General features: G+C 68.6%; 14 protein-coding genes and 1 pseudogene. 3 read left to right on the top strand and 12 right to left on the bottom strand.

Features of this window, described 5'->3' with window-relative positions; genetic code table 11:
* Positions 1-203 precede the first annotated feature (203 nt).
* From H4W30_RS22570 to H4W30_RS22560, 3 genes and pseudogenes are all read right to left on the bottom strand, one after another.
* Positions 204-1449, bottom strand: a pseudogene (locus tag H4W30_RS22570) (DUF222 domain-containing protein).
* 297 nt (positions 1450-1746) lie between these two features.
* Positions 1747-3330 (bottom strand): AMP-binding protein, encoded by a 1584-nt coding sequence (locus H4W30_RS22565; RefSeq protein ID WP_192744675.1) that lies wholly within the window; start codon positions 3328-3330, stop codon positions 1747-1749.
* Between the two features lie 80 nt (positions 3331-3410).
* Positions 3411-3971 (bottom strand): TetR/AcrR family transcriptional regulator, encoded by a 561-nt coding sequence (locus H4W30_RS22560; RefSeq protein ID WP_192744674.1) that lies wholly within the window; start codon positions 3969-3971, stop codon positions 3411-3413.
* Between the two features lie 126 nt (positions 3972-4097).
* Here H4W30_RS22560 and H4W30_RS22555 point away from each other — a divergent pair, with 126 nt between their 5' ends.
* From H4W30_RS22555 to H4W30_RS22545, 3 genes are all read left to right on the top strand, one after another.
* Positions 4098-4796, top strand: a complete 699-nt coding sequence (locus tag H4W30_RS22555; RefSeq protein ID WP_192744673.1) for an alpha/beta fold hydrolase — start codon at positions 4098-4100, stop codon at positions 4794-4796.
* A 63-nt stretch (positions 4797-4859) separates the two neighbouring features.
* Entirely contained in the window at positions 4860-5504 is a 645-nt protein-coding gene (locus H4W30_RS22550) for a flavodoxin family protein (RefSeq protein WP_192744672.1), read from the top strand.
* Positions 5505-6524 carry a LacI family DNA-binding transcriptional regulator gene (locus H4W30_RS22545; RefSeq protein ID WP_192744671.1) on the top strand — a complete coding sequence of 340 codons (1020 nt, stop codon included), beginning with the start codon at positions 5505-5507 and terminating at the stop codon, positions 6522-6524.
* Here the strand turns inward: H4W30_RS22545 and H4W30_RS22540 are convergent.
* The 9 genes from H4W30_RS22540 to H4W30_RS22500 form a co-directional block, all read right to left on the bottom strand.
* Positions 6521-7822 carry a serine/threonine-protein kinase gene (locus H4W30_RS22540; protein WP_192744670.1) on the bottom strand — a complete coding sequence of 434 codons (1302 nt, stop codon included), beginning with the start codon at positions 7820-7822 and terminating at the stop codon, positions 6521-6523. The two genes, H4W30_RS22545 and H4W30_RS22540, sit on opposite strands and share 4 nt — an antisense overlap.
* Before the next feature lie 16 nt (positions 7823-7838).
* A complete protein-coding gene (locus H4W30_RS22535) occupies positions 7839-8471 on the bottom strand; it encodes an SGNH/GDSL hydrolase family protein (RefSeq protein WP_192744669.1) in 633 nt (210 codons plus the stop codon).
* Positions 8468-9229 (bottom strand): sugar phosphate isomerase/epimerase family protein, encoded by a 762-nt coding sequence (locus tag H4W30_RS22530; protein WP_192744668.1) that lies wholly within the window; start codon positions 9227-9229, stop codon positions 8468-8470. Before H4W30_RS22530 ends, H4W30_RS22535 begins: the two co-directional genes overlap by 4 nt.
* Complete coding sequence (locus H4W30_RS22525) at positions 9226-10263, bottom strand: LacI family DNA-binding transcriptional regulator (protein ID WP_192744667.1); 1038 nt, start codon at positions 10261-10263, stop codon at positions 9226-9228. The genes H4W30_RS22530 and H4W30_RS22525 overlap by 4 nt, the downstream gene beginning before the upstream one ends.
* 68 nt (positions 10264-10331) lie before the next feature.
* Positions 10332-11774, bottom strand: a complete 1443-nt coding sequence (locus H4W30_RS22520; RefSeq protein WP_192744666.1) for a polysaccharide lyase 6 family protein — start codon at positions 11772-11774, stop codon at positions 10332-10334.
* Positions 11775-11787: 13 nt separating this feature from the next.
* Positions 11788-13089: an alpha-L-fucosidase gene (locus H4W30_RS22515; protein WP_192744665.1), complete on the bottom strand. Its 1302-nt coding sequence runs from the start codon at positions 13087-13089 to the stop codon at positions 11788-11790.
* A gap of 27 nt (positions 13090-13116) precedes the next feature.
* Positions 13117-13983 carry a carbohydrate ABC transporter permease gene (locus H4W30_RS22510; protein WP_192744664.1) on the bottom strand — a complete coding sequence of 289 codons (867 nt, stop codon included), beginning with the start codon at positions 13981-13983 and terminating at the stop codon, positions 13117-13119.
* Positions 13980-14936, bottom strand: coding sequence for a carbohydrate ABC transporter permease (locus tag H4W30_RS22505; RefSeq protein ID WP_192744663.1), 957 nt, complete (start codon positions 14934-14936; stop codon positions 13980-13982). Before H4W30_RS22505 ends, H4W30_RS22510 begins: the two co-directional genes overlap by 4 nt.
* Positions 14933-16261: a sugar ABC transporter substrate-binding protein gene (locus H4W30_RS22500; RefSeq protein WP_192744662.1), complete on the bottom strand. Its 1329-nt coding sequence runs from the start codon at positions 16259-16261 to the stop codon at positions 14933-14935. Before H4W30_RS22500 ends, H4W30_RS22505 begins: the two co-directional genes overlap by 4 nt.
* Between the last annotated feature and the right edge of the window lie 122 nt (positions 16262-16383).

Raw genomic sequence — 16383 nt, 5'->3', positions numbered from 1 at the left:
GCGAGGGTGGTGTGCTCCGTCGGGTAGCGAGCGTGTCGCGAAAGCCACTTTAGCGACGTTAGATGTCCCGAAAGTGGCTTTCGCGACCTGGCCTCGGAGGTCAGTCCGGGCGGCCCGCCATGAGGTGACAGCAGTGCCGTCGGTCCTTGACACGAGGGCATGCCGAAGGGCCCGTCGCCGGTGGTGCGGCGGGCTCTTCGGGTTCAGCGGTGGTTGCGGCGTGGGGTTTGTAGCGGGTCGAGGTACTGGGGTGGGATGAATTCGGGCCGTCCGTTGGTGATTTGGACTTTCCAGCCGGATTGGCCGTGGATGACCATGTGGTGGTAGCGGCAGAGTAGGCAGAGGTTGTCGAGGTCGGTGTCGCCGAGTTGGCCCCACGGCAAAATATGGTGGGCCTCGCAATGCTTCGGTCGCCGATGGCAGCCGGGGAAGGCGCAGCCGTGGTCGCGGAGATTCAGCGCTCGTCGTTGGACGGGGGTGACGCTGCGGGCGGCTCGGCCGATGTCGAGCGGTTCGCTCTCGGAGCCGAGGATCGCGGGGATAATTCTCGCGTCGCAGGCCAGCATCCGGGCGTGCCGGGCGGTGATCTGGGTGACTCCGTCCACGCAGGCGGACCCGAGCCCGGAGGTCAGGGTTGCCAGAGGGATGGTGACGACGACGGTGGTGCGATCCCCGGACAGGGTGGGCGCCTTGTCGTTGGTCATGGCGTAGTGGATGGCGTCGAACAAGGCGTCGCCGTGACGTTCGCCGGGGGTGCGCGGGTCGCGGTTGCCGTCCTCATCGATGGGTCTTCGTTGTCCCCAGGTGTCGAACAACGCGTTGACCCGGGCGCCGAATTCGGGGTCCAGCAGGCCGTTGAGCCGCCACCAACCGTCGTCGCGTTTGCGGAGGTACACCTCACGGGACGGTGGCTTGAGGTCCTCGTCCTTCGGCTCGTTCCCATCGGGATCCAGGTGCGCCAGGAGATCGGCGCCGACGTTTGGTGATCTCCTGGGGCCCGGCGTGGCGGGCCAGGTTCACCAGGATCCGTTCCGCGCCGGTCCGGTCCTCGGCGGAGACGTCGGCGGGGATTTTCTTCAGCACGGTGAGGATGGGGTCGAGTTGCTGGTGCCCGAGGTCGCCTTCCGCGGCCGCGGCTCCGGCGATCGGCGCGAACGCCGGAGCGGGGGAGCCGTCGAGGTTACGGCTCTCGTTCACCGCCAGCGCTCGCGTCACGGTGTCGCTGGCTTCTTTCGGGGTGATGCGGGCGGTTTCGGCGAACCAGCCCGCCGTCGAACCATGCCCGAACAACTCCATCGGACCGCGCGATTCGATCTCGACCAGGAACTGCCCGACCTCCGCCAAAGCCTGCCGTGCCACCGACAACCGCTCGACCACACCGTGCGCGAGCTCCCGCGCACCGGCACGCCACAACTCCTGCAGCGGTTCGAGGATTCGTTGACTGGACACCCCGCAAGAATACCGCAAATCGAACAGGTGTGCGAATGTGAAAGCTACTCTGAAATTGCTTTCATCTACCGGGGAAAGTGCTTTGGCGGCTATTCACAGGTAAGGCAAACGAAGCAGGTTGCGAAAGCCACTTTCGCAACCTTCAACGTTGCGAAAGTGGCTTTCGCAACGTCGGCGAAGGCGGGGCGAGCGGACGTTCCTCGGTCCTTACAGGGGGGACCTTGTCGACGTGCCCCGGCGGGAATCTCGAGCAAGACGCGCGCGCCCCGAACTCCGTATGTCCGATGTGGACGGATCTCACAACTCCCGGAGCAGATACCGCTGCAGCTTCCCGCTCGCATTACGCGGCAACGCCTCGATGAACCGCACGCGCCGCGGATACTTGTACGGCGCCGCGGTCGCCTTGGCGTGGTCCTGCAGCGCCCGCACCAGATCCGCGCCCGGCTCGATACCGGGCCGGGGGACGACGAACGCCGTCACGACCGAGCCGCGATCGGGATCCGGCGTGCCGATCACGGCGCATTCGTCGACATCCGGATGGGTGAGCAGGACCTCCTCGACCTCGGGGGCGGCGATGTTGTACCCCGACGAGATGATCATGTCGTCGCTGCGCGCGACGAACCGGAAGTAGCCGTCGGCGTCGCGGACGTAGGTGTCGCCGGTGAAATTCCAGCCACCGCGGACGTAATCCTGCTGGCGCGGGTCTTCGAGGTAGCGGCAGCCGGTCGGCCCGCGCACCGCCAGGAAACCGGGAGTGCCGTCGGGAACGGGCGAACCGTCGACATCGAGAACGGCCGCCTGATAGCCGGGCACGACCTTGCCGGTGGCGCCGGGACGCGCGTCGCCGTCGGCGGCGGAGATGAACACGTGCAGCATTTCGGTGCTACCGAGCCCGTCAATGAGCGGCCTTCCGACGATCTCCCGGTACTGCTCGGCAACCGGGGCGGGAAGAGACTCGCCCGCCGACACGGCCCGGCGTACTCCGGCGAGCAGCCGTCCGTCGCCGGCGTTCAGGATCGCCCGGTACGCGGTCGGTGCGGTGAAGAGAACGGTGACGTCGTTTCGGGCGACGATGGTGGCGAGTTCCGCCGGAGTGGCCCGTTCGACGAGTAGCGTCGCCGCGCCCGCGCGCAGGGGGAAGACCAGCAGGCCGCCGAGTCCGAAGGTGAAGGCCAGCGGCGGCGTACCGCAGAAGAGGTCGTCGGAGGTCGGCCGGACGACGTGCCGGGAGAACGTGTCGGCGATCGCGAGCAGGTCGCGATGGAAGTGCATCGTCGCCTTCGGGGATCCCGTCGTGCCGGAGGTGAAGGCCAGCAGGGCGACGTCGTCGGCCGCGGTCGGGACGTCGGTGAACGTCACCGGATACCGTTCCGCGCGGGCGGCGAGTTCGGGTCCGTAGGACACCACGGGAAGATCGGGCGGGAGTTCGTCCAGCAGGCGTTCGTCGCAGATCGCGACCGCGGGTTTCGCGCGGCCGGCGATCTTGTCGAGTTCGGCACGCCGCAGCATCGGCATGGTCGTGACGGCCACCGCGCCCGTCTTGAGCACGGCCAGCCACGCCGTCGCGAGCCAGGGCGTGTTGGTGCCCCGCAAGAGCACGCGGTCGCCGGGAACCACGCCGAAATCGGTGACCAGGACGTGGGCGACGCGGTTCGCACGGGCCAGGACTTCGCCGTAGGTCCACGTTTCGGTGGGGGAGAGCAGGCACGGTCTGTCGTGGCCGAGCCGTGCGGCGGTGTCGTCGAGCAGCGCGGTCGCGGCATTCAGCCGGTCCGGGTAGCGGAGTTCCGGCAGATCGAACACGAACTCCGGCCACTGATCGGCGGGCGGCAGCCGGTCACGGCAGAACGGGTCGACGTGTGCGCTGGGAGAAAGCCTCATCGTCGCCGCTCCTCGGTCCGGCCGTGCCCCCTTCCGCGAAGGTAGCACTTGTTACGACCGTCGAGAAGACGCGATGAAGTTCAGGGAACCAGTTCGGCCACGGCACGGTGCAAGGTGGCGCGCACGGTCACGGCGTCGTCGAGATTGCCGCCGTGCAGCGCGCCGTCGCGGAGGAGGACGAGGGTGCGGGCGGCGTGCTCGGGATCGGGGTGACCGGCGTCGCGCGCCAAGTCGCGGAGTACACCGAAGAACCAGTCCCGGTGGTCGTCGATGACCTGGCGCACGTGGTGCGTGGGCTCGGGGTATTCGGCCGCGGCGTTGAGGAACTGGCAGCCGCGGAAGTCGTCGTCGAGCGTTCGGTCGCCGACGATGCCCAGTGCGGCGAGCAGGGCTTCGCGTGGGGGTTTTCCTTGCGTCGCCGCGCCGACACCCGCGCGGATCTGTTCGCTCGTGGTGCTCAAGTAGGCGGCGACCAGGTCGTCCTTGGTGGGGTAGTGGCGGTAGAACGTCGCCCTGGTCACGGCCGCTTCGGAGACCAGGCGCTCCACGCCGACGGCATGGATGCCCTCGGCGTAGAAGAGCCGTGACGCTGTCTCGAGCAGCCGGATCTTCGGGTGGACGTCCCGGTCGACAGTCGGCATCTCTCAACCTTAGAGAAAGAACGGTCATTCCACCAGGTCGCCTTCGTCACGTTGCGGAAGGCCGGGCGGACGAGCATTGTTTAGGCAGAAAGACCGATCGTTCTCCCTGACTCTGAAGGAGCCATCATGAGCAAGCCCACCATCGTCCTGGTCCACGGCGCTTTCGCCGACTCGTCCAGCTGGAACGGCGTAGTTCCGAAGCTGCGTGAGCAGGGCTATCGCGTGGTGGCCGCCGCGAACCCGTTGCGTGGCATCGAGTCCGACGCGGACTACGTCGCCGACGTCGTCAACGGCGTGGACGGCCCGGTCGTGCTGGCCGGGCACTCCTACGGTGGCGTGGTGATCAGCCGCGCGGCCGCCTCCGCGCCGAATGTCAAGGCGCTCGTCTACATCGCCGCCTTCCAGCCGGAAGCGGGGGAGAGCGTGTTCGAGCTGTCCGGTCGGTTCGAAGGCGGCAAGCTCGGCCCGGACACCACGAACGTGCTGGCTGCGCAAGGCGAGCTGTCGATCAAGCCCGAGAACTTCTCGGACGTGTTCGCGGCCGACGTCCCGGTGGAGACGGCGGACGTCATGGCGGTCACTCAGCGTCCGGTCACCGAGCGCGCGCTCGGCACGCCGTTCGACGGTGAGCCGGCGTGGAAGACCCTGCCCTCGTGGGCGCTGATCGCCGAGCAGGACCACGCGATCCCCGCCGCGGCGCAGGCGTTCATGGCCGAGCGCGCCGGTTCGGAGATCACCAGGGTCGACGCTTCGCACGCTGTCTCGGTCTCGCGGCCGGACGTCGTCGCGGAGGTCCTTCTCGCCGCGGCGGCCAAGGTCGCTTGACAGGTGAAACCGTCCCCGGAGAGACTGCTAAAACGTTTTGGCAGTCTCTCCGGGGAGAACCACGTGAAGATCTTGGTGCTCGATTCGAGCCCGCGCCGTGAAGGCAACTCCTGGGCGCTCGCGCAGGCGTTGGCCAAGGGAGCGGAGGAAGCGGGCCACACGGTCGGCTTCGTCCGTCTCTCCGATTTCGTCGAGTCGCCCCTGGGGGACTGTCGTGACTGCCGGCTGAGCGACCGGTCCTGCGGCATCGGGGACGGTTACGAGCGCCTGCTGTTCGAGCACGTGCTCCCGGCGGACGCGGTCGTCTACGCGACACCACTGCACTGGTACGGCATGACCGGACGGCTGAAGTCCTTCTTCGACCGGCTGTTCTGTTACACCTCCGGCAGTTCCCCGCATACCGCGGAGGTCGTGCCGGGGTTGATGCACAAACGCGCCGCGGTGCTGATCTCGTGCGAGGAGAGCTATCGCGGCGCGACACTCGGTCTGGAAGCCCAGTTTCAGGAACTCACGCGATACCTGCGTCAGGATCTCGCCGGGATCGTGGTCGGCGTCGGCAACAGCCGGGGCGAGGTGGAACGCGATCCCGCGCGGCCGCTGGAGGCCGCGGCGGACCTCGGCCGTAGGCTGGGCGACGCCCACGTCACCGACTATCGGCTGGACACCGACCGGCCGAACCGCGTTTGGGGACCGCCCGTGGAGGCCTGAGTGTCGCCGACCATCCGTGACGTCGCCGCCGCGGCCGGGGTTTCGATCACCACCGTTTCCCACGTGCTCAGCGGCCAAGGCCGGATCTCGGAGGAGACCCGGCAGCGCGTCGCGATGGCGGCGGCCGAACTCGGCTATCAGGCCAGCGTGCACGCGCAGCAACTGGTCACCCGGCGCAGCCGCACGCTGGCGATCCAGCTCGCGAACTCGGTCGACGCGAGTAGCGCCTGCGCGCTCGTGCCCAATTCGGACTACTTCCTCGAAGTCCTCAACGGCGCGGCCGAAGCCGCCTCGAAGCGTTCGTACGCCCTGCTTCTGACCCCGATGGACGCCGACCTCGACCGGTTGAACGCTTTCGCCGTGGACGGCGCGATCCTGGTGGATCCCCGTGGGGACGAGCCCTTCTTCGCGACCGGCTGGTGCCAGGACCGGCCGCTGGTGACCGTCGGACGTCCGATGGCGGCGCCGTGCCCGGTGCCGGTCGTCGTCGACAACGACCTGGTCGCGGCCGCCGGGCAGATGCTGGATCACTTGGCGGGCAACGGTTACGAGCGGCCGTCGATGATCACCACCGACACCGCCCGCTCCTACGCGGCCGATCTGGTCGCGGGGTACACCGGCTGGATGGAAGCGCGGGGGCTGGAGCCGGTGGTGGTCGAGATCGACGAGCCGCCGACCACCGAAGGCACGGCAGAAGCGCTGGGCAGGCTGCTCGACCGGCGCGTGTGCCCGGACGCCGTGTTCACGACATCGGAGAACCTCGCCCTCGGTGTCCTCCACGAGGCCCGCCGCCGGCGGCTCGCGGTACCCGGCGAGCTCGGGATCTGCAGTGCGGTGGACAGCGGTTCGCTCCAGCTCGTTTCGCCGAGGGTGACCGGGATGTTCGTGCATCCGCGAGAGGTCGGCGGCCGCGCGGCCACGGCGTTGATGGACCTCGTCGAGGGGAAGGCGTCCGGCGGCGAGCCGCGCCGGATCGAAGTTCCGGTGCGGCTGAACGCGCGGGAATCGACCGCTCGCTAGGAACTCCGGCACACCGCGACCGGCACGGCCCCGCCGTCGTCCTCGGTGGTCGCGATGAACCCGAAGGTGGTCGTCCCGCCGGCGGGCAGCACCGCGTTCCAGTCCAATTCGGACACTCGCACGCGGTCGCCCTCCTGTGCCAGGGAACCGTTCCACAGATTGGCGATGCGGGTGCCGGGCGGCAGCGTCCAGCTGACCTCCCAGCCGGTGAGCCGGGTGTCCTGGGCGTTCCGGACGGACACGCGGATCTCGGAGCCGCCGGGCCAGCGGTTGGCGACCTCGTACCGCGCTTCGCACACCGGTTTCGTGGCCGAAGGCAACGGCGCGGGCACCGGAGCGGCGGCGTCGGGCGGATCGCCGTCGAACAGCAGGATCCCCGCCAGCACACCGCCTGCCACGACCACCCCGCCCGCGATGGCGAACGGCAACCGCGAACGGCGGGCGGGTGCGGGAAGCCGTTTGGTGCCGGACAGGATCGCCGGGCGGCCGTCGGCGACGGCGGCCAGCATCCGCTCCGCCTCGGCCATGTCCGGCCGTTCCAGCGGATCGCGCCGGAGCAGCCGCAGCAGGACGTCGGTGAGCGGGCCGGTGGACCTCGGCGGGGTGATCTCGCCGCGGGCGACCCGTTTGAGGAGCGCGATCTGGTTGCCGTCGGTGCCGAACGGCGGCGCGCCTTCCAGCACGGTGTAGAGCGTGGAGCCGAGCGAGAACACGTCCGACGGGTAGCCGGGTTCCTCACCGTCGGCGACCTCGGGGGAGAGGTACGCCGGGGTACCCACGACGAGACCGTCGCCGGTCATCGTCCCTTCGCCCGTGACGTGGGACAGGCCGAAGTCGGCGATCTTCGCTCGACCGTCTTCGGTGATCAGGATGTTGTTGGGCGTGACGTCCCGGTGCAGGATGCCGTCCTCGTGGGCGGCGGCCAGCGCGGAGGCGATCTGCGCGCCGAGTTCCGCGACGCGGCCAGCCGGGAGCGGGCCGTCGTCGGCGAGGAGCTCCGTCAGCGGCCGCGACGACAGGAACTCCATGATCAGGTACGGGGTTCCGTCCTGTTCCACGACGTCGTAGACGGTGACGGCGTGCGGATGCTTGAGCCGCGCGGCGACCCGGGCCTCGCGCATCGCGCGCACGATCGACCGGAACGGCGCATCGCCCGGGGAGCTGTCCGGCAGCAACTGCTTGACCGCGACCGTGCGGTCGAGCCGCTCGTCCCGCGCCTGCCACACCACGCCCATCGCGCCCCGGCCGACCTTGTGCTCCAGCCGGTAACGACCGGCGATGATGGCGTTCCGGTTCACGGGACAACTGTATCCGCTAAGGGAGCGTGGCCTCCTCGACCGGCGCTCCGGCGGCCGCGAGCCAGGCTTCGGCCAGCAGCCGATGACCCAGCGGGCTGGGATGGACGCCGTCCGGGGCCAGCGTCGCCGCCCCGTGCCCGGCCGCCGCGCGTGGCATGAACAGGTCCGCGCGCACCAGTCGCGCGCCGAACTCGGTCGCCACGTCGATCGCCGCTTCGACGCGGGGCGCCAGATCGCCGAGCCACTCCTGCTGGTCCGGCTCCACCGGCAGCAGGAACGGCGTGATCACGTACAACTCGGCCGGGAGGTGCTCCCGCGCACCGGCCAGCAGCCGGGAGTACGCGGCACGGAACTTCCCGATCGGGCTGGACAGACCGCGATCGAAGGTCCGCCAGGTGTCGTTGATGCCGATCTTCACCGTCAGCACGGTGGGCCGCGCCGCGAGGACGTCGGTGGCCCACCGGGCTTCGAGGTCGTAGATCCGGTTGCCGTTGATCCCCCGGTTCACCACTTCCGGCCCGTCGCCGAGGAGATCCGCGATCTGCCGGACGTAACCCTTGCCCAGCGACGCGGGGTCGGCGCGGTCACGGCTGGAGTCGGTGATGGAGTCGCCGGCGAAGAGCAGCCTGTCTGCTTCGGTGAACCTCACGCGCCCGCCTCGATCAGCTTCCGCAGCGAGTCGGCCTCGCCGGGGAGGAGGTCCGGATCGTTGTCCGGGACGAACTCCAGCAACGCGTCGAGCGGCCGCCCGGCTTTGGTGAGCAGGGCGAACACCCGCGTCCACAGTTCCGCCCGGAAGGTCAGCGGATGCCGTTCGTTGCTGGGCCACCACGAGAAGACGTGCACCGCGCGCACCTGGTCGAGCACCAGTTCCAGGCCTGCCAGCGCCTGCTCGTCCGGCAGGTCCTGCGGCGGCTGCCAGTAGGTGCCGAGATTGTCGCGGCCGACCTCTTCGAGCAGCTGGACGGTCGATTCCGCGGTATCGGTCAGCGTCCCGCCGTGGAACTCCAGCGCGACCTCCAGACCGTGTTCGTTCGCGACGTCGGCGGCCTCGCGGAGACCGGCGACGACCTGCTCACGTTCGTCGGGGTCGACGTCCGCGGAGCCCGCTTTGCCCGCCCACACCCGGATCCGCGAAGCACCGAGCCGGACCGCGGTGGCGGCGATCTCGCCGAACTTCCCGGCCTCGACCGGGGTGGCGCGGAAATAGGAACCGTAGGAGTCGCACGTCAGCCCGTGCCGTGCCATGGCCTCGAACGCGCGCTCGGCGGCCCAGTCGTCACCAGGGCGCACATGGACGTCGGCGCCCCACTCGATCACCTGCAGGCCCGCCTTCTCGGCGCGGCGGGCGACTTCGTCGGCGTCCAGCCGCCGCAGCGTCACCGAACACAGTCCCGGGCGGATCATTTTCCCTCCAACGGTCGGGTACTTTCGCGCAGCACGACCTCTCCGGTGATCGGCTTGACCCGGGGAGCGGCCGCGCGGGCGTCGAGGATGAAGTCGAGGGCCTGTTCGCCCATGCGCTCGATCGGCACGCGCACAGTCGACAGCGAAGGCCTGATGTCCCGCAACGTAATGATGTCGTCGAACCCGGCGATCGCGATCTGCGCGGGGACCTGCAGCCCGTGGTCGCGGCAGGCGGCCATCGCGCCGACGGCCATCACGTCGTTGACCGCGAAAACACAGCCGCGGAAGCCGCTCTCGATCGCCCGCACCATCGCCGCGTAGCCGCCGTCGCGGGTGAATTCCGCGCGCAGCACGTGGTTCTCGGGCAGCGGGAGCCCGTGCCGGGCGAGTCCGTCACGGAAGCCGAGGACGCGATCCCTCGACGTCAGCAGGCCAGGCGGCCCGGCGAGGACGAGGAAGTCGCGATGCCCGAGCGCGGCGAGGTTCTGCGCCAGATCCGCCGCTCCGGCCCGGTTCTCCAGCATGACGGTGTCGAAGGGGAGTTTCCGCTGCCCGATCACCACGACCTGACCGTGTGCGGCCTCGAAGGCCTTGAGTTCCTTGGTCAGGTTCCGTTGCAGGGCATTGTCTTCGTTCCGCGACCCGGCGAGGATGACCGCTCGCGCCCGTTGCCCGCGCAACGTCGTCACGTACTCGAGTTCCTTCTCCGGATGGTTCTCGGTGCTCGCGATGGTCACCGTGAGCCCGTGCCGCGCCGCCACGCGCATCACGCCCGACGCGATCGAGGAGAAGTACGGGTCGACGATGTCGTGCACCAGCAGCCCGACCACGTTGCCGCGGCCGCGGGCCATCGCCTGCGCGGGCACGTTCGCCGTGTACTGGAGCCGTTCCGCGGCCCGCAGCACCGATTCGCGCAGCGTCACGCTGACCTGTCTGGTCCCGCCGTTGAGCGCCCTCGACGCCGTCGCGAGCGACACTCCGGCCTCGCGGGCGACGTCGGCCAGGGTGGCCGAACCCGCGGCGCGCTGCGCCATGGTTCCTCCTCGGTGGTGCGGTGGGCTCACGCCGGCGGGGGCTGCCGCCGGCGTGAGCCCGGCTTTCACTACGGAGCGCCGGGGCCGACGTCCGCGGTGGTGAGCGGCCGGTTGGCGATGGCGGCCGTCGAATACTCGTCGGCACCGACGTCACGCAGGCTGCCGCGAGCCTGGCCGTCGATGTCCAGCGTGACCGGCGCGGTCGACAGCGTCGCCGCGTCGATCGCCGGGCTGCCCGAAGCGAGCCGCGACACTCCATCGGAGCCCTGCACGAGCTTCGGGTCGACCCGGCGGAAGGTGCCCGCCGGGATGTTGCCGTTCCCGCCCGAACCCCACAGGATGTTGCCGGACCAGGTGAAGTTGCCCGTGGTGCTCATCGCGACCAGGTCGCCGTTGCCGCCGACGAACAGGTTGTCCGAGATCGTGCAGTCGCGCGGTTCGATCGTCCGCTTGGCCTCGCCGGCGAGCGTGCCGCCGTTGTTCAGCAGCGTGTTGTGCGCGATGAGCACGCGGTCCGCCGCGTCGTTGCCGCGCCGCGATTCCTTCGATTCGCCGGGGAAGTGGTCCCGCACGGAGCCGCTGCCGACGACCAGCGCGGTGCCGGACACCCCGGCGACGTAGTTGTTGACGATCTTGTGGTCGTTGCCGTAGATCCGGATGCCCTCCTTGCCGCCGAGGATGAAGTTGGATTCGACGACGGACTTGTTCCCGTGGCGCAGCACGATGCCGCCGAGGCTGTTCCGGATGGTGTTGTTGCGGATGAAGTTGCCCGACGACTTGACCGAGATCGCCTCCGGGTCACCGTTCGCGCGTTCGAAGAGGTTGAACTCGATCTTGGCGCCGGCGGTGGTCAGCGCGCGCGGGCTGACGCCGAGCCGGATCGGCTCGCCACCGTTGTCGCCGGGGAAGGTGTGGTCGGAGAAGTAGTTCCGGAAGACCTCGACGCCCGCCGCCATCTTGTCCTCGTCCGCACCCTCGATGCAGAGCATGACGCCGAGCGTCGTCTTGTGGTGGAAGTGGTTGCGGTCGATCTTGCTGTTGTCGGCGCGCACCATCACCCAGTGCAGGTCGGGGAGGTCGGCGAACTGGAGATCGTTGCGGGTCAGCCGGATCCGCGAGCAGTTCGCCGGGATCTCCAGCGTGGTGCTCTGGCGGAACTTGAACCCGCTGATCGTGACGCCGGTGGAGTCGTCGAAGACGAAGCTCTGCTCGCCGTTCAGCGTCACGCCGCCACGGGACTGCGCGACGATGGTGATCGGCTGGTCCTTCGTGCCGCGCCTGCCCTTGATGCTGATCGGCTTGCCCGTCGGCACGGTGTAGGTGCCGTTGTTCACGGTGATGACGGCACCGGGACCGGCCTGGTTGATCGCGTTCTGCAGTTCGGTCAGCGAACTGACGTTCAGGGCGCACAGCCTCTTCGGTTTGGCCGACGCCGTGCCCGCGGTGACCCAGGGGACGGTGACCAGCGCGGCGCCGAGGGTGGCGCCGCTGAGGAACCTTCTGCGATCCATGATGCCTCCGTGCTCAATCGGTGGGGAGGGTGGCGGCGGCGGGGCTTTCGGTGCTGAGGAACAGTTCGATCACCGGGACCGGGGTGCCCGGTTTCCGGATGGGGAGCTTGAGGGTGAGCGTGCCTTCCGGCTGCCCGCCCATCTGGGTGTTCTGCGCGGTCTGCCCGGGATCCGTGTGCACCTGCCGGATTTCCGACGCGTCGTCGAGCAACTGGGCATAGCGCACCCGCCCGGCGAGCCCGGGCAGGTGGACGTGGTTCATCGGCCAGCTGAAGAGATGCAAGTACAGCCGGTCACCGCGCTGGGTGTAGCGGCCGTCGGCGGGCGCGGTGAACTCGGCGGGGCCGCAACCACGGATGGAGCGTTCGTGCCGGTCCATCCAGCGGCCGATCTCGGCGAGCACCTCGAGCGCCCGCGGGTCGATCTCGCCCCGGCCGTTCGGGCCGACGTTGAGCAGCAGGTTGCCGTCCTTGGACACGCCGTCGACCAGCATCCGGATCAGCAGTTCGGGGCTCTTGTAGTCGAGGTTGTCGCGGTCGTAACCCCAGCTGCCGTTCAGCGTCTGGCACGCCTCCCACACCACCGGGACGCCGTCGCGGGTCATCGGGCCGGACGGCTGGTACTGCTCCGGGGTGATGAAGTCGCCGGGGATCCCGGTGCGGTCGTTGACCAGGATGCCGGGCTGGAGTTCGCGGACCAGCGCGAGCAGGCCGGGGGAGTCCCAGTCGTCCGGCCCCTTGCCGCCCCACCATTCTTTGCGGCCCTTGTAGGAGAAGTCGAAGAAGAGGTAGTCGATCGTGCCGAAGCGGGTGAGCAGTTCGCGCACCTGACCGTGGAGATAGAGCTGGTACTCGGCGATGTCGGCGTACTGGTGGGCCGCGATGTACTCGGCGTCGTCACGGCGGGGATGGGTGCCGTCGACGGGGAACGCGGGGTGATGCCAGTCGATCAGTGAGTGGTAGAAGCCGACCTTCAAGCCCTCTTCGCGGCAGGCGTCGACGAACGGCCCGAGCAGATCCTTGCCGTACGGCGTGTTCGTCACCTTGAAATCGGTGAGGTCGCTGTCCCACAGGCAGAAACCGTCGTGGTGCTTGGTGGTCAGCACGACGTAGGTCATGCCCGCGGTCTTCGCGGCGCGCGCCCAGGAACGCGGGTCGTACTTGTCCGGCTCGAAGTGGTCGAAGTAGACCCGGTACTGCTCGTCGGTCAGCTTTTCGCGGTTCTGCACCCATTCGTGCCGGGCGGCCAGGGAATACAGTCCCCAGTGGACGAACATCCCGAACCGGTCGTGGGTGAACCAGGCGGTGGAACTCACTGCAGGATCGCTCCTTGTGATGGTGGGTCAGCCCTTGAGTGCGCCCGAGGCGAGGCCGCGGACGAACGAACGCTGGAAGAACAGGAACGCGGCGACCGACGGGAGCAGCGCCAGCAGCGACGCGGCCATGATCACGCCGGGCGTGACGTTCGTGTCGATGCGCAGGGTCCGCAGGGCCAGCGGCAGGGTGTAGGTCGAAGCGTCGGTCGACACCAGCAACGGCAGCAGGTACTGGTCCCAGATCATCGTGAAGCCGAAGACGCCGATCACGCCGAGCGCCGGCTTGCACATCGGGAGGATGATCTGCGCGAAGATCCGCAGGTCGCCCGCCCCGTCGATCCGCGCGGCCTCTTCGAGTTCGCGGGGGACGTCCTTCATGAACTCGGTCATCACCAGGATCGAGAAGGCCCATGCGCCCAGCGGCACGATCATCCCGGCGAGGCTGCCGATCAGGTTCAGATGTACCACCGGCAGATCCGACAGGATCAGCGACAGCGGGATCGCGAGGATCTCCTCCGGGAGCATCAGCGTCGCCAGGATCGCGACCAGCACGAAGGTCATGAACCGGAACTTCTTGCGCGCCAGCGCGTATCCGGCCAGCACCGAGACGACGACCTGCAGCAGCAGGCCGAAGCCGACCACCAGGAACGAGTTGAGGAGGTACATCCCCACGCCCAGGTCGAAGGCGATGCCGAAGTTGTCCAGGGTGGGGCTGGACGGCACGACGCTCAGCGCCGTCGGATCGGAGACGTCGTTGAACGCGCTGACCAGCAGCGCCAGCAGAGGCCCGGCGAACACCAGGAGCAGCAGGGTGTACAGGACGAATTTCAGGATCCGCCCCGCCGGTGACTTGACGGCGTCGAGGCCGAGTGCGGAATCGTTGGCCGCGGTCATGCGTCTCGCCTCCGTCGGAGCACCTGGACGAACAGGGTCAGCACGAGCGTCGCGAGGAACAGCAGGACCGCGCCCGCCGCGCCCACGCCCAGCCGGTTCTGTTCCAGGCCGAGTTTGTAGATCAAGGTCATCGCCACTTCCGTCGAGCCGTTCGGCCCGCCGTTGGTCAGCAGGAACACCTCGGTGAACACCCGCAGGCCGCGGATCGCCGCGAGGACGAACAGGATCGAGAACACCGACCGCAGGCCAGGCAGCGTCACGTGGAGGATCTTGCGCCAGCGGGACGCACCGTCCACAGTGGCCGCTTCGTAGAGCCCGCGGTCGATACCCGCCAGACCGGCGAGGAAGATCATCATGTCGTACGGGGCACCGCGCCAGATCCCGGTGACGATGACCGAGATCATCGAGCTGTCGGGATCGTTGATGAAGCCCGACGGGCCCAGCCCGACCAGGCCGAGGATGGAGTTCAGCATCCCGTCCTCGGTCGGGTGGTACATGATCCGCCAGAGTTCGGCGACCACCGCGATCGGCACGACCACCGGCAGGAACGCCGCCGACCGCAGGAACTTCAGCCGTTTGCTCTGGCCCTCCATCAGCAGGGCGAGCGCGAGGCCGATGATCATCGACCCCGCGGTCTGCCCCACCGCGATCACGACGGTGTGCCAGATCGCGGAGTGGAACGCCTCGTCACCGAGGACGGTGCTGTAGTTCTGCCCGCCGACCCACTGGTTGCCCAGGTACGGCTGGACGTCCTGGAAGGACATCGTCACCGCGGTGAACATCGGGATGAACTTGAAGTACACGAACAGGATCAGGGCGGGGGCGAGGAACAGCCACGGCGTCCACCACTTCCCGTCGCGGTCGCTGCGCCTGCGGGCCTTCGGCGCGGGCGGCCGCTTGACGGCGGGCCGCTCCGCGCCGACGGCCGCCGGCTTGGCGTGATCTACGGTCATGAGGCGCTGATCCCCTGTTGCTGCAACGTCGCGGTGAGCTTGGTGTCGAGTTTGGACAGTTCCGCCTTGAGGTCGAGCTTGCAGTCGGCGACGAGCGCGCTGATCGTGTCGGCGGTGTCCTGCCGGACGGGCGTCCAGTTCGGGATGGACGGCGCGTAGTGGCCGGACTTGGTGTAGATCTCGGCGTAGGTCTTCCAGCGCGGGTCGGAACGGACCTGGGTGATGTCGACGTTCTTGTTCACCGGAAGCTGGACGATGAAGGCCGATTCGCCCTCCATGCCGATCTTCTGGCCGTCGACCGAGATCGCGAAGTCACCGAAGGCGTCCTGCCCGGCCTGATTCGGCGAACCGGCCATCATGTAGATCGACAGGCCCTCGGCGAGGACGTCGGCGTTCTTCGCGCCCTTCGGCATCGGGACGACCTCGTACTTGTCCTTGCCGAGCGACTTGTCGAACCGCGGCAGCAGGTACGGGCCGACGACGTACATCCCGGCCTTACCCGCTTCGAAGGTCTCGTTGGTCGCAGGGGTGGGCATGGTGACCGAACCGGGCTGGATGACGTTGTCCTTGCAGCCGAGGTCGCGGAACCACTGCACCGCGGCCACGGATTCGGGGGTGCTCATCGCCGGCTTGTACTTGCCGCCACCGGTCTCGGAGATGAAGTCGCCGCCCGCGGCCCAGAGGAAGTTCGAGAAGTACCAGGAGGCGTAGCCCCGCTTGGTCGACAGCGTCGCGTTCAGGCCTGCGGTGTCGGCCTTGCCGTTGCCGTCGGGGTCGCCGGTGGTGAAGGCCTTGGCGAGGTCGGCCAGCTCGGCCCAGCTCTGCGGGACGCCCTTGCCGAGCTTCTCCCGCCAGTCCTTGCGGATGAGCAGCGCCGAGGCCTGCGCGCTGTAGGGCAGGCCGTACAGCTTGCCGTCCGCGGTCTGGTTCGACTTGAGCGCCTGCTCGGTGAGCTCGGAGGTGTGCTTGATCTTGCCCGGCTCGACCTCGCGGACGAGCCCCTGGCTCTTCAGCGTGCCCAGCTGCGTGACGTCGTTCATCACGATGTCGGGCAGGTCGCGCTGGGCGGCGCGCTGGGCCAGCTTCGTCTCGAAGTCGTCGAAGATCGCGGTGACCTGCACCTTGAACCCCGTGGCCTTCTCGAAGGCTTCGGCGAGCCGCTTGGTGGCCTGCTCGCCGGGGCCGCCGGGGGTCGTCCGGGTCCACAGTTCCAAGGGCGCCTTGGTGTCCTGCGCGACGTTCGTTCCGGCGGGGCCTGCCGAGCAGCCCGAAAGGACCAGCGCTGAGACAGTGAGTCCCACGCCGATCCACCGCGATTTCCGCATCGCTTCTCCTGTTCACTGTGGACCACGCTGTCTACCTCGGAGGGGACGGTAAGCGCTTTCCCGGGGTCCGGTCAATGGTCCGATGATTACGAATTTCAATCGGGCCAGTTTGCCCATGTGCG

This window comes from Amycolatopsis roodepoortensis (genome assembly GCF_014873915.1).
GTDB classification, from domain to species: Bacteria; Actinomycetota; Actinomycetes; order Mycobacteriales; family Pseudonocardiaceae; genus Amycolatopsis; species Amycolatopsis roodepoortensis.
Note: the sequence above shows the minus strand (reverse complement) of the source record. Positions and strands in the feature narration are given on the sequence as shown.